Origin of the sequence: Spongiactinospora gelatinilytica, assembly GCF_003236385.1 — a bacterium.
GTDB classification, from domain to species: Bacteria; Actinomycetota; Actinomycetes; order Streptosporangiales; family Streptosporangiaceae; genus Spongiactinospora; species Spongiactinospora gelatinilytica.
This window is the reverse complement of record NZ_POUA01000223.1, coordinates 1-12,621: the sequence shown is the minus strand read 5'-3', so window position 1 is coordinate 12,621 and position 12,621 is coordinate 1. Positions and strand designations below refer to the sequence as shown.

Sequence of the window (12,621 nt, the reverse complement as noted above, 5' to 3'; positions counted from 1 at the left end):
ACTCCGGACACCGCTCCCCCGCCCCCGGACGATGGCTCAGACCACCCACGCTTTCCGCTAGAGTGGTCTCGCGCCTCAACGCACGCGGGTGTAGTTCAATGGTAGAACTTCAGCTTCCCAAGCTGACAGCGCGGGTTCGATTCCCGTCACCCGCTCCAACCTCCCTCCCAACAGGGATGACATCTTCTCCACAGCCCGTGCCGCTGTCCTTCAACGGCCAGGGCTCGGCGGATCATGTCGAGCCGTTCGGACGGTGCGGCGTCGTTCAGGTCGCCGCGCCAATCGGCGGCCGTGTCATTGTCGAAGGGGCCCACGTCCCAGGTACCCATCCAGATCCCACCATTCTTTCGCAGCCCGCGGGGTCGATGACGATGCCGGCGATGTCGAGTCCGTCGAGCATACGGCGCAGGGCGGGCTCGCTGAGCCGGATCCAGCTCTGCTCTGAGCCGAGTACCTTCGTCAGCAGGGCGGGCGAGGAGAAGGCCACCGCGGTCCGCTCGCCCGCCACGGTACGGAACAACCGGAGCGCCGCGGCGACCCGTCCGGCGCGTATGGGCACGTAAAACGGTTGGGCAGGCATCGGATTTCCTCCTTGGACAAGGCGTGCAACCGTGACGTTAGGCCCGTTGGAACGACGTCGGCCCCGTTCCTACGCGATCTGGACGGGGAGCCCGGGAGTACTTACGCGATGTTGACATGCTGCCAATGGAGGCGGCGAGGGAACAGCGACGGTGGGTCTGCCTGCCAGGGCGGCCGTATTCGCCGCCTCCGGGGCTCACGATAGGCATTTACCTCTTCGCCCGGACGGTAAATCGCAATGTCCGGAATAATCGATGGCTATGGCGTAAATGATGGGGTTCTGCGCTTTGGTGAGGCTTTAGGCCAGACGCCAGGCGAGGAGGCCGTCGGGAGCGTCGGGGGCGTCGGTCCGGGTGAAACCGGCGGCGGTGAGTTCAGGCTCCAGGACGTTCCAGCTCGGACGGTAGGCGTTGCCGACGATGTCCTCCTCGTCGATGACCTTGCCGTCCGCGATCACTCGATAGACCGTGCGGTACCTGATCCACCCCTCCCCCGACTCGATGACCTCCGAGAAGGACGCGTAGGTGTGCCGGCCCACCTGCCGGGAGTCGATCTCCTTGAGGGGGTGCGGGGCCGAGGGGTCGCCGTCGCGCCAGGTGAAGACGAGCAGGCCGCCCGGTTCCAGCGCGCCCGCGAGCACCGGCCAGAGCCGCCTGCGGTACTCCGGCTTCATCGCGTACATGACGTTGATCATGACGACGGCCTCGACCGGCTCGGCCAGGTCCAGGCTCACGGCGTCGTACGGCAGCACGGTCACCCGCTTCAGAAGTTCGGGGCGGCCGGTCAGGCGGGAGAGCAGGATGCCGCGCATGCCGGCCGAGGGCTCCAGCGCGAAGATCTCGGCGGGGGTGCGGTCGGCCAGGGTGGTGGTGATCAGACCGGACCCCGCCCCGATCTCCAGGATGCTCCGCCGTACGCCGGTGAGCAGCGGTGGCAGCTTCTCGCGGACCGCCGGGACGTGCGCGTTCTCGTGGAGCAGGTCATAGAAGGGGAGGGAGATGAAGTCGGTCATGGCGCGCCACACTACTGCGCATCCACCCAATTCGACGCCCGAGAACCCGACTTTCGGAGGGGGCCGTACGGACGGTCACCGGCCTAGTCTGATGCCTGTGATCCGCGACAGGGCCTTTGACGCGCTGGTGGTGGTCGCCTGCCTGGTGCTGAGCGCCGAGCATCTCGACAAAGGCACAGTGGTGGTGGTCGCCGTCGCGCTGCTGCCCGCGCTGCGCAGGTGCGCGCCGCTGACGGTGGCCTGGCTCACCGCCGCCGCCACGGCGGTGCTGACCCTCTCCGGCACGCTCCCCGCCGGCCAGGACGCGCTGTGGTGGCCGCCCGCCGCGCCCTTCGCCGCGTACGCCCTGACGGCGTTCACCACCGCCCGTGGACCGTCCGTCATCACCGCCGCGGTGGCGCTCGTCGCGTTGCCGCTCGCGTCGTCCACCGAGCCGGGCCTGCGTACCGCGCTGTTCACCGCGGGCGCGGTGCTGCTCGGCCTGTACGTCACGGCGCGCCGCCAGCTCATCGTGACGCTGCGCGAGCGGGCCGAACGAGCCGAGCGCGAGCAGCACCTGCTCGCCGAGCAGGCCCGTGGCGAGGAGCGGGTACGGCTGGCCGCCGAGATCCACGACCTCGTCACGCACCGGGTGACCCTGATGGTGCTCCAGGCAGGCGCGCTGAACGTGTCCTCGGCCGACGCGGCGACCCGGGAGTCCGCCGAGTCGCTGCGCGCGACCGGCTGCCAGGCCCTCGACGAGCTGCGCGAGCTGGTCGGCGTACTGCGCGGGGGCGACCCCGGCGACCGTCCCGCGAGCCGCAGGAACGAGGCCGCGCCACTGCCCGCCCTGGACGACGTGGTCGCCGAGTCGGCGTCCGTCGGGATGGCCGTCGAGCTGGTGGAGTCCGGGGAGCGCTCGCCGGTCTCCCCCGCCGTCGGGCGTACGGCGCGGCGGGTGGTCCAGGAGGCGCTGACCAACGTGCGCAAGCACGCCCCCGGGGCCAGCGCCAAGGTGAGTGTCGAGTACGCGGGCGACGCCGTACGGCTGAGCGTGCGCAACACCGCGCCCGCAGAGGCCGCCGACCCCGCCCTCGTCGGCACCGGCCCGGGCACCGGGCTGCTCGGCCTGCGGCAACGGGTCGCGCTGGTCAACGGCACGCTGCGGGCGGGCCCGGACGGCGAGGGCGGGTTCGAGGTCGAGGTGACGCTGCCGAAGGAGGTGCCCGCGGGCACATGAACGGACCCGAGGAGCCGGTCCGGGTCGTCGTGGTGGACGATGAGCCGATGGTGTGCGCCCACCTGCGGACAATCCTGGACTCTTCCGGCGACATCACCGTGGTCGGCGAGGCGCACGACGGCGCGGCGGGCGTGGAGGCGGTGGTCCGGCACCGGCCCGACGTGGTGCTGATGGACCTGCGGATGCCGGAGGTGGACGGGATCACCGCGATCGAGCGCATCGCGCAGTTGGCCGCCCCGCCGTACGTCGTGGTGCTGACCACCTTCGACGCCGACCACTACGTGCTGCGCGCGCTGGACGCGGGCGCGTCGGGGTTCCTGCTGAAGTCCACGCCGCCGCGCGAGCTGATCGGACTGGTGCGGGTGGCGGCGGGCGGGCACACGGTGATGTCCCGGACGGCCACGAGCAGCCTGCTCACGGCCGGTGGGCGGCGCCGTGAGGAGCGAGACCGGCGTACGGCGCTGCTCGCGGAGCTGACCGAACGGGAGCGGGAGGTACTGGCGTGCGTGGCCAGGGGCATGTCGAACGCCGAGATCGCCGCGGCGCTGTTCGTCGGCGAGGCCACGGTGAAGGGGCACGTCTCACGGGTGCTGGCCAAGACCCAGTGCGCCAACCGGACCCAGGCGGGCCTACTCGCCTACGAAGCGGGTCTCACCGGCTGATCAGAAGCGGGGTCTCACCGGCTGATCGCTCGGGCAGGATGTGCCCCAGCAGCAGCTTGCCGAACAGCACCGGCGCGAACCACGCCACCTCGACCGGGATCGCGAGCAGCGTCACGCTCACCGTGGACGCCAGCGCCGCCACCGCGAACGCCACCGGACGCCGGAGTACGGCCGACGTCGCGAGCACGCCCAGCGCCCCCGTCACCACCAGGCCGTACACGGCCACGGCCGCCCCCCACCCGAACCCGGGCACGAGCAGCGCCATCAAGAAGGGATGGACGTGGCCGGCGACGAAGAGGAAGTGGTGCCGGGCGGTACGGCCCGGCCGGTGGAAGCGGCGTTTGGCGGACGCGGTGGCGTTGACGACCGTCCCGCCGAACAGGTCGAAGCCGGCCAGGGCCAGGAACGCGACCACCGGCCAGGCGTGCCCGGCCCGGGAGCCGATGACGGCCACCAGCGCGGCTCCGGCGACCGCCGTGGCGTAGGCGGTGACCGTCTCCCCCCTGGTGGCGTCGGGGGCGACGAGCATGTCGCCGACGGCGCGCGGCAGGCGGGCGGCGAAGGTGAGCCGGTTCATCGCACCCCGCTCACGCACAGTGCGGCGATGGGCCCGGCGAGTTCGTTGATCGGGAGGGCCGGATCGATGATCCATTGCAGCAGGCAGCCTTCGATCGCCCCGACGATCACGGTGGCCTCCGCCACGCCCACGCCCTGTCGGGCCGAGCCTTCGGCCACGGCCTCCGCCAGCAGGGCGGCGATGGCCGTGCGATATTCGCGGTAGATCTCGGCCATGTGCAGTGGCAGGCCCTCCTCGCGCGCGCCCGAGCCGTACAGGTCGAGCAGCAGGCGGGCCAGTTCGGGGCTGACGGTGACCGAGGTGATCACGTCGCGGATCAGGCCGGCGAGCCGCTCCAGGGGCGGGGCCTGGGTGGTACGGGCCCGGCCGACGATCTCCCGCGAACCGGCGGCCAGCGCCTCGAACGCGGCGTGCAGGATCTCCTCGCGACTGTCGAAGTAGAGGTAGACGCTGCCCTTGGCGATCTCGGCCTCGGCCGCGACGTCTTCGATCCGGCTGGCGGCGAACCCGCGGCGGGCGAACACCCGCACCGCCGCCTCCAAAATCTCCTGCCGCCGCGCGGGCTTGTCCACGCGTTTGGGGCTCATCATGCCAGCATTATGACTGACTGGTCAGTCATGGTCCACTCGCGGCCGGGAGGGCAGCAGGGTACGCAAGACTGGGCGGGTGACCGACGACGACCGGCCCAGCCCCCCGACCAGCCCGACCAGCCCTTCCCTCATCGTGCTCGCCCTGGCCCGGCAGGTCGAGACCCGGCTCAACGCCGCCCTCGCGCCGCTCGACCTCACGGTGGGCAGGTTCGGCATGCTCGGTCACATCTCCGCGGTGCCGGGCATCTCGTTCAGCGACCTGGCCAGGATGGCGGGGATCACGGTGCAGAGCGCGCACGGGGCCGTGCGGGCACTTGTGGGCGCGGGACTGGTACGCGACAACACGGCCCGCGCCGGCTCGGCCTCGGCGATCGAGATCACTCCCGAGGGCGCGCGACTGCTGAGGGCGGCGAAGGCCGCGCTGCGGGAGGTGGACGAGGAGCTGTTCGGCCCGGACGCCGACCCGATCATGCGGCGGGTGGCCGAGACCATCCGCGCTGCATTCACCCAGGAGCCCTGACGCCCCCCACGAGCCCTCCACGAACCCTGCAGGAGTCCCACGACCCCTTCAGGGACCCTGAAGGCTGCATGCTAGGCTTCAGGCCCCCTGAAGGTTATGGAGGAGAAGCCGTGCAAGCCCTCCTGCTCGTGGTGCACATCGTCGGCAGCATCCTGTTCGTCGGCGGTTCGGCCATCGCCACCAGCCTGTTCCCCCGCTACGCGCCGCTCGCCGTCACCACCGTGGAACGCAGCCGCGCCGTGGCCACCGCACTGCACCGCATCACCCGCGGCTACAGCATCGCCGGCCTCATCGTGCCGGCCGCCGGGCTCGTCCTGGCCGTCATGCAGGGCCGTACCATGCAGCTCTGGGTCGTCCTCGCGATGATCCTCACCGCCGTCGCGGGCGGTCTGCTGGCCCTGCAGATCTACCCGCGGCAGCGCGACGCGCTCGCCCCCCCCGGCGACCGCGCCGGGCTTCGCACCCTGTCCATCCTCGCCGGCGTCTACAACCTGCTGTGGACCGCCATCGTGGTGCTGATGGTCGTCCAGCCCGGCTCGGGAGCGGCCGGATGAGCGGGCTGCCGGTGCTGCGGTTCGCGTCCGCCGTGGAGGCGATCTCGCTGGTCGTCCTGCTGGTCAACCTGGTCACCCTGCACGCCAGGCCGGTCAGCGCCGTCGTCGGCCCGCTGCACGGCGCGGCCTACCTCGTGGTCATCATGATCACCCTGCTGGCCCGCGCGCCAATCGTGCCCGGGGTCCGGCTGCGCGCGCTCATCCCCGGCATCGGCGGGCTGCTCGCGGTACGACGGCTGAAGCGCGGCGAGACTCCCGGTCAATAGTCACCGGTGCAACATGCCGATCCGTACCGGGACGCCCACCGACGCGTGCAGCAGCGGCGGGCCGTACGGCTCGGGGAGGCCGCCCGCCTGAAGCAGGCTCTGGTCCAGCCCGCGCAGGCGGGCGTGCCGCAGCGGCCAGCGGGGGTGCTCGACCCTGGCCGTGGCGAGCCGTCCGGCCATGCGGGTGAAGAGCCGGTAGCGTTCGATCAGGAAGTGCGATGTTTCGTCGTACTCCTCTTCGGTGCACGCCTCGCCCATCTCGATCTCGGCGTCACCGCGCGCCCCGCCCGGTCCCGGCCAGTAACGGCGGCACCGGTAGCGCACCCGCGGCCCGGCCGTACCGACCGACATGCGCGACCAGTAGTAGGGCAGCCCGAAACCCGCCCGCCCGCCGAGCACGGCGGGCAGCCGTGCCGCGTCCAGCGACAGGAACCAGATCCCGCTGCGCCCCTGCCGGTCACGGACGTAGGTCCGCACGTTCGTCTCCGGGAACCTCGACAACCACGGCACGGCGGGCAATCCGGGCGGGCGTACCCCCTCCATCATGAACATGGCCAGCCCCACCCAGGCGTCATCGAGGTACGTCTCCACCGTGAGCCCATCGGGCAGCAGCCTCTGAACGACCGGGGCCGGATAGCGCCAGTGCGCGAACGTCATCCACGACCAGCGCTGGTACATGACCGGCAGCGACACGGCGGGCTCACTCACCATCGATGCGCCGGGGGGCCGCCGCCGGAGCGAATCCGCAGGTCCACTCGCATCCTCCCGATCATGGTCAAGGCCGCACAATAGCACGCACCCATCCACACGGCAGGCCCCCAGCCGACCGGCGATCGGCGCGGCCGGGACCGCCCGGACCGACCCGGGAGCGGCCACCGCGGGCACCGTGGTGATCAGGCACACGCCTGCCATGAGCGGTGATCGGAGTCGCACACCCCCATGAGGGCCGGGCCGCCCCCGGGGTCAGCCCGGCAGGGTCTCCCCGCCGATCGGGGCCAGGACCTCGCCCGTGTAGTAGGACGATAGCTTCTCCGACGCGAAGAACACGTACGACGGGGCGATCTCGTCCGGGTCGGCCGCCCGCCGCATCGGCACGTGCTGCCCGAACATCGCGACCTTCTCCGGCGGCAGGGTGGCCGGGATCAGCGGCGTCCAGACCGGGCCGGGGGCCACCGCGTTGATCCGGATGCCGCGATCGACCAGGTTCTGCGCCATCGAGTAGGTGAACGCGTTGATCGCGCCCTTGGTGGCCGCGTAGTCGATCAGCGACTTGTTGCCGCGCAGCCCGTTGATGGACGAGGTGTTGATGATCGCGCTGCCCGCCTTCAGGTACGGCAGCGCCGCCTTGGTCACCCGGAAATAGCTGTGGATGTTGACCGCGAACGTGTGCTCCCACTGCTGGTCGGACAGTTCCTCCAGCGACTCGACCCCCGCCTGGTAGGCGACGTTGTTCACCAGGATGTCCAGTCCGCCCAGTTCGCTGACCGCCTGCTGGACGGCCGCCTGGCAGTGGCTCGCGTCGGCGAGGTCGCCGGGGATGAGCACGCACTGCCGTCCGGCGGCCTCGACCAGTTTCTTGGTGTGCGCCGCGTCCTCGTGCTCGCTCAGGTAGGCGATCGCGATGTCCGCGCCCTCCTTGGCGAACGCGACGGCGACCGCGCGGCCGATCCCCGAGTCGCCGCCGGTGATCAGCGCCCGTTTGCCGGCCAGCAGGTTTCGGCCCGCGTAGTCGCGCATCTCGTCGTTGGGCCCCGGTGCCATCTCGCCGGTCCGCCCCGGGTACGGCTGGCTCTGCTCCGGCCGCTCGCTGTTGGATTGCTCTGCCATGCCCTCCGGGTGCCCCCGCTCGCGTACGGCTAACGCCACCCCGGGGACAAGGCGTCTTCCCATTCCACATCAAGCTGTAACCATGTGTGCCTCTCCGGCGACAATCAGGTATCAGCCGTCGTCAGGAGGCCGGATGCCCACGTCGTCGCCAGCGCCCGGCGGCCCGCCCGACCCGGACCGGGTGCAGCGCAGGGAGGACTTCGCCAGGGAGTTGTCGCTGCTTCGCGAGCAGGCCGAACTGACCGTCCGGCAGGTGGCGGCCAAGATCGGCGTACAGGGGGCGCACACGACCGTGGGCGACTGGTTCGCCGGTCGCGGGCTGCCCGCCAGCGCCTCCCGTGACCTGCTGCTTCGGGTGCTCGACGTGTGCGGGGTGCGCGACCCGGGGCAGGCCGAACGCTGGCTGGCGGCCTGGCGGCGGGTACGGCGGGCCCCCGGGCCCCGGCCCGCGGGCCCTGAGCCGTACCGGGGGCTGGCCGGGTTCCAGCCGGAGGACGCCGAGTGGTTCTTCGGCCGCCGGGCGCTGACCGGCCTGCTCGTCGACCGGCTCGCGACCGGGGCGGGGGTGCGGGTCGTGGTCGGGGCGTCCGGCTCTGGGAAGTCCTCGCTGCTGCGCGCCGGGCTGATCGCCGCGCTGCGCGGCGGGGCGCTGCCCGGTTCCGCGGACTGGCCGATCGAGCTGTTCACCCCTGGCCCCCGGCCGGTGGAGGAGCTGGCGGCCAGGCTGGCCGCCCTGGCCGGGACGCCCGTCGCCGGGGTGGCCGACGCGGTACGCGCCGACCCGGGCCGCTGCGCGGACTACGCGGGGAAGGCGGGCGGCGGGCGGCCGGTGCTGGTGATCGACCAGTTCGAGGAGTTGTTCACCGCGTGCGACGACGAGGGCGAGCGCCGCCTGTTCGTGGCCGGGGTGTCGGCGGCGGCCGCGGGCGGGGCGCTGGTGGTGATCGCGCTGCGCGCCGACTTCTACGCGCCCGCGCTTCGCCACCCGCAACTCGTGGACGCCGTACGGGCCGGTCAGGTCACCGTCGGGCCGATGAGCGCGGCCGAACTTCGCGAGGCGATCGTCGAACCCGCCCGCCGGGCGAAGACCCCGATCGAGGACGGCCTGGTCGAACTCCTCCTCCGCGACGTCGCCCCAGCCGGCAGGCATACGGTAGGCGCGCACGAGCCGGGGGTGTTGCCGTTGCTGTCGCACGCCCTGGACGCGAGCTGGCGGCACGGACGCGGCAAGAAGCTGACCGTCGCCGACTACCGCGCGGTCGGCGGCATCGACGGCGCGGTCGCCGCCACCGCCGGCGCGGTCTACGACGCGCTGTCCGCCGAGCAGCAGGAGGTCGCCAGGCGGCTGTTCCTGCACCTGGTCCACCTGGGCACCGACACCGCAGACACCCGCCGCCGGGCCACCACCACCGAACTCCTCGCCGCCCGCGGCGACGCCTCCCAGGCCGAGACCAAGGACGTGCTGGACCGGTTCATCGCGCAGCGCCTGATCACCGCCGACACCGGCACGGTCGAGATCAGCCACGAGGCGCTGCTGACCGCCTGGCCCCGGCTGCGGTCCTGGCTGGACGCCGACCGGGCGGGCCTGATCGCCGGACGCCGGCTGGTGGCCGCCGCGGAGTCCTGGCAGCGCGACGGGCGCGACCCGGAGGCGCTCTACCGGGGCGCGCGGCTGGCCGCCGCCCAGGAGTGGATCGGCGACCACCGGGCCGAGCTGCCGCCGCTGGCCCTCACGTTCTTCGACGCGAGCGTGCGCCACGCGCGCCGCCGTACCCGCAGGCTGTACCAGACCATCGGCGCGCTGCTGCTGTCGCTGCTGCTCGCGCTCGGCGCGTCGTTCGCGGCGATCCGCGCGGAGGGCACGGCGACCCGGCAGCGCGACGAGGCACTGTCGCGGAAGGTCGCCGCGGAGACCACCGCGCTGCGCGCCACCAACCCGGCGCTCGCCGCGCAGCTCGCCCTGGCCGCGTACCGGCTGGCCCCCACCGCCGAGGCCCGGGGCGGCCTGCTCAGCAGCCTGTCCGCGCCCTTCGCCACCCGGGTGACCGGCCACCGCGCCACGGTGTTCGGCGTGGCGTTCCACCCCGGCGGGCGGATTCTGGCCACCGCGAGCGCCGACGCCACCGCCCGGCTGTGGAACGTCACCGACGTGGGCCGCCCGCTGCCGCTCGCGGAGCTGACCGTGCACACCGACGACGTCACCGACGTGACGTTCAGCCGGGACGGCGAACTGCTGGCGACGTCCAGCAGTGACGCCACCGGCAAGGTGTGGGACGTCGCGGACCCCCGCCGCCCGAGGCTCCTGGCCACGCTGACCGGCCACGCCGGCCGGATCTCGGAGATCACCTTCGCCCCGGACGGCCGCACGGTGGCCACCGTGAGCGAGGACGAGACCGCGCGGCTGTGGGACATCACCGACCGGGCCCGCCCGAGGACCCTCGCCACGCTGCCCGGCGTCTTCAACGAGACGGCGTTCAGCCCCGACGGGCGCACCCTGGTCGCGGCGGGGAACGACGCCCGGGTCCGGCGCTGGGACGTCGCCGACCCCGCCCATCCGGTGGCGCTGCCCGCGCTCATCGGGCACGCCGATCGGGTGCTGGCGGCGGCGTTCAGCCCGGACGGCCGTACCCTGGCCACCGGCGGCTTCGACAACGCGCTGCGGCTGTGGGACGTGGCCGACCCGCGCCGGCCCGAGTTCCTGGCCGCGCTGCCCGGCCATGAGAGCGGCATCGTGTCGATCGCGTTCGCCGCCGACGGGCACACGATCGCCACCGGCAGCTACGACCTGACCGCGCGGCTGTGGGACATCTCCGACCCGAAGTTCGCGGGCGCGCCGGTCACGCTGGGCGGCCATGGCGACGTCGTCTACGGGGTCGCGTTCGACCCGTCCGGCGGCATGCTGGCCACCGCCTCCAAGGACACCACGGTACGGCTGTGGAACGTACGGTCACCCGTCATCGGCGGGCACACCGGGACGGTCAACGCGGTGGCCTACCGCCCGGACGGCAAGGCGCTGCTGGCCGGGAGCTACAAGACCTCGCAGTTGCTGGACCTCGGCGAGCGGGGGCGGCCAGCCGTACGGGCCAGGCCGGGCGGGCACACCGACAACGTCTCCGGCGCGGCGTTCGCCCCGGACGGCCGTACACTGGTCACCGCCAGCCTGGACCGCACGCTGCGGCTGTTGGACGCCGAGCGCCCGGAAGAACCACCGGCCAGGCTCATCGGGCACACACTGAACGTCACGGGCGTCGCCTACCATCCGCGCGGGCACATCGTGGCCAGCTCCAGCCAGGACACCACCGCCCGGCTGTGGGACGTCGCAGACCGCCGCCGCCCGGTCCCGCTCGCGGTCCTGCCCGGCCACACCGACGCGGTGGACGACGTCGCCACCGCCCCGGACGGCACACTGCTCGCCACCGCGAGCGCGGACGGCACGGCACGCCTGTGGGACATCACCGTCCCCGGCCGGCCACGCCCCCTCGCCACGATCATCGGGCACGGCAACGCGGTCATGAACGTCGACTTCCACCCCGGCGGACGGCTGCTCGCCACCGCGGGCGCCGACGGCACCGCCCGGCTGTGGGACATCACCGCCCCCGCCGCCCCGCGCCCGGTCGCCACGCTGACCGGCCACGCGAACGCCGTCTCCGACGTCGTCTTCCACCCCGGCGGGCGACTGCTCGCCACCGCCAGCTTCGACGGCACCGTCCGGCTGTGGGACATCGCCGACCCCGCCGCGCCCGGCCAGCCGGCCGTACTGGCCGGTCACACCGCCCGGGTGCTGTCCGCCGCGTTCAGCCCCGACGGCTCCACCCTGGTCACCGGCGGCGCGGACTTCACCGCCCGGCAGTGGGACACCCACCTCGGCCGGGTCGCCGGGCAGGTCTGCGCCCTGGCCCATCCCCCGGTCACCCGCGCGGAATGGAACCGCTACCTGCCGGGCACGGCCTTCCGGCCGCCCTGCCCGGGCCCGCTATCGTGGGGCGGATGACCGGCGATGAGACGCGCGAGGGAGTGCCGCTGACCAACCTCGGCGGGCCGCTCTTCGACGGCGCGAACGCCACCAAACGCGACCTGGTCGACTACCTCGACCAGATCAGCGACCGCCTTCTGCCCGCCCTGCGCGACCGGCCGCTTTCCGTGCTGCGGGTGCGTCCGGGCCAGGCCCCCTTCATGCAGAAGAACGTGCCGAAGTACGCCCCCGACTGGATCCGGACGGTCTCGCTGTGGGCGGCGGCCTCCCAGCGGCAGGTGTCCTACGCGCTGTGCGACGACCGGCGGACGCTGCTGTGGTTCGCCAACCAGCGGGCGGTCGAGTACCACCCGGCGCTGGTGCGCGGCGAGCACGCCACCCACATGGTGCTCGACCTGGACCCGCCCGAGGGCGAGCCCTTCCGGGCGGTCGTGGCCGCGGCACTGCTGGTCAGGCAGGCACTGGCGGACGCGCGTCTGTCCGGCGCGGTGAAGACCAGCGGGGCCAAGGGCGTCCACATCTTCGTGCCGGTGGTCCCGGGGATCGCCATGGAGGACCTGGCGGCGGCCACCCGGGCGCTCGCCGTACGCGCCGAACGCCTGGACCCGGCCCTCGCCACCACGGCCTTCATCAGGGAGGACCGCCAGGGCAAGGTCTTCCTCGACTCCACCAGGGCGGGCGGCGCGACGATCGTCGCCGCCTACAGCCCGCGAATCCGCCCCGGCACCCCGGTCTCCTTCCCCGTCGCCTGGGACGATCTCGACCGCGTCTCCCCCGCCGACTTCACCGTCCACACCGCCGTCGGCCTCCTCGCGGGCACCGACCCCTGGTCCACCCTGATG

The 12,621-nt window shown here is 72.9% G+C and carries 14 protein-coding genes and 1 tRNA gene; 8 read left to right on the top strand and 7 right to left on the bottom strand.

Annotated features, from left to right (window positions below):
• Nucleotides 1-84 precede the first annotated feature (84 nt).
• Nucleotides 85-158, top strand: a tRNA-Gly gene (locus C1I98_RS24875).
• Here C1I98_RS24875 and C1I98_RS45790 read toward each other — a convergent pair.
• From C1I98_RS45790 to C1I98_RS24860, 3 genes are all read right to left on the bottom strand, one after another.
• Nucleotides 147-329, bottom strand: coding sequence for a DUF4259 domain-containing protein (locus C1I98_RS45790; protein WP_111169844.1), 183 nt, complete (start codon nucleotides 327-329; stop codon nucleotides 147-149). The genes C1I98_RS24875 and C1I98_RS45790 overlap by 12 nt on opposite strands.
• Nucleotides 266-580, bottom strand: coding sequence for an SAV_915 family protein (locus tag C1I98_RS24865; RefSeq protein ID WP_111169843.1), 315 nt, complete (start codon nucleotides 578-580; stop codon nucleotides 266-268). The genes C1I98_RS45790 and C1I98_RS24865 overlap by 64 nt, the downstream gene beginning before the upstream one ends.
• Nucleotides 581-877: 297 nt before the next feature.
• Nucleotides 878-1,591, bottom strand: coding sequence for a class I SAM-dependent methyltransferase (locus C1I98_RS24860; RefSeq protein ID WP_111169842.1), 714 nt, complete (start codon nucleotides 1,589-1,591; stop codon nucleotides 878-880).
• A gap of 97 nt (nucleotides 1,592-1,688) precedes the next feature.
• Between C1I98_RS24860 and C1I98_RS24855 the strand changes: the two genes are divergently transcribed.
• Together C1I98_RS24855 and C1I98_RS24850 are read left to right on the top strand one after the other, a co-directional pair.
• On the top strand, nucleotides 1,689-2,810 hold the full coding sequence (locus tag C1I98_RS24855; protein ID WP_199537188.1) for a sensor histidine kinase: 1,122 nt from the start codon (nucleotides 1,689-1,691) through the stop codon (nucleotides 2,808-2,810).
• The gene (locus C1I98_RS24850) at nucleotides 2,807-3,472 is read left to right on the top strand and encodes a response regulator (protein ID WP_111169840.1); all 666 of its coding nucleotides are present in this window, start codon (nucleotides 2,807-2,809) and stop codon (nucleotides 3,470-3,472) included. The genes C1I98_RS24855 and C1I98_RS24850 overlap by 4 nt, the downstream gene beginning before the upstream one ends.
• Here the strand turns inward: C1I98_RS24850 and C1I98_RS24845 are convergent.
• Nucleotides 3,462-4,067, bottom strand: a complete 606-nt coding sequence (locus C1I98_RS24845; RefSeq protein WP_199537187.1) for a hypothetical protein — start codon at nucleotides 4,065-4,067, stop codon at nucleotides 3,462-3,464. The genes C1I98_RS24850 and C1I98_RS24845 overlap by 11 nt on opposite strands.
• Nucleotides 4,046-4,639: a TetR/AcrR family transcriptional regulator gene (locus C1I98_RS24840; RefSeq protein ID WP_233508152.1), complete on the bottom strand. Its 594-nt coding sequence runs from the start codon at nucleotides 4,637-4,639 to the stop codon at nucleotides 4,046-4,048. Before C1I98_RS24840 ends, C1I98_RS24845 begins: the two co-directional genes overlap by 22 nt.
• Before the next feature lie 76 nt (nucleotides 4,640-4,715).
• On the opposite strand from C1I98_RS24840, the gene C1I98_RS24835 reads away from it, so the two are divergent.
• The 3 genes from C1I98_RS24835 (at nucleotide 4,716) to C1I98_RS24825 (ending at nucleotide 5,979) form a co-directional block, all read left to right on the top strand.
• A complete protein-coding gene (locus C1I98_RS24835; RefSeq protein WP_111169839.1) occupies nucleotides 4,716-5,159 on the top strand; it encodes a MarR family winged helix-turn-helix transcriptional regulator in 444 nt (147 codons plus the stop codon).
• Nucleotides 5,160-5,269: 110 nt separating this feature from the next.
• Nucleotides 5,270-5,713, top strand: coding sequence for a hypothetical protein (locus C1I98_RS24830; RefSeq protein ID WP_111169838.1), 444 nt, complete (start codon nucleotides 5,270-5,272; stop codon nucleotides 5,711-5,713).
• Complete coding sequence (locus tag C1I98_RS24825; RefSeq protein WP_199537186.1) at nucleotides 5,710-5,979, top strand: DUF3817 domain-containing protein; 270 nt, start codon at nucleotides 5,710-5,712, stop codon at nucleotides 5,977-5,979. Before C1I98_RS24830 ends, C1I98_RS24825 begins: the two co-directional genes overlap by 4 nt.
• Here C1I98_RS24825 and C1I98_RS24820 read toward each other — a convergent pair whose 3' ends face one another.
• Nucleotides 5,980-6,672: a YqjF family protein gene (locus C1I98_RS24820; protein ID WP_158558169.1), complete on the bottom strand. Its 693-nt coding sequence runs from the start codon at nucleotides 6,670-6,672 to the stop codon at nucleotides 5,980-5,982.
• A 270-nt stretch (nucleotides 6,673-6,942) separates the two neighbouring features.
• Complete coding sequence (locus C1I98_RS24815) at nucleotides 6,943-7,806, bottom strand: SDR family oxidoreductase (protein ID WP_111169836.1); 864 nt, start codon at nucleotides 7,804-7,806, stop codon at nucleotides 6,943-6,945.
• Nucleotides 7,807-7,939: 133 nt separating this feature from the next.
• Between C1I98_RS24815 and C1I98_RS24810 the strand changes: the two genes are divergently transcribed.
• Together C1I98_RS24810 and C1I98_RS24805 are read left to right on the top strand one after the other, a co-directional pair.
• Entirely contained in the window at nucleotides 7,940-11,797 is a 3,858-nt protein-coding gene (locus C1I98_RS24810; protein WP_111169835.1) for an nSTAND1 domain-containing NTPase, read from the top strand.
• Nucleotides 11,794-12,621, top strand: an 828-nt coding sequence (locus C1I98_RS24805; RefSeq protein ID WP_111169834.1) for a DNA polymerase domain-containing protein, incomplete at its 3' end; no start/stop codon positions are given. The genes C1I98_RS24810 and C1I98_RS24805, both read left to right, overlap by 4 nt.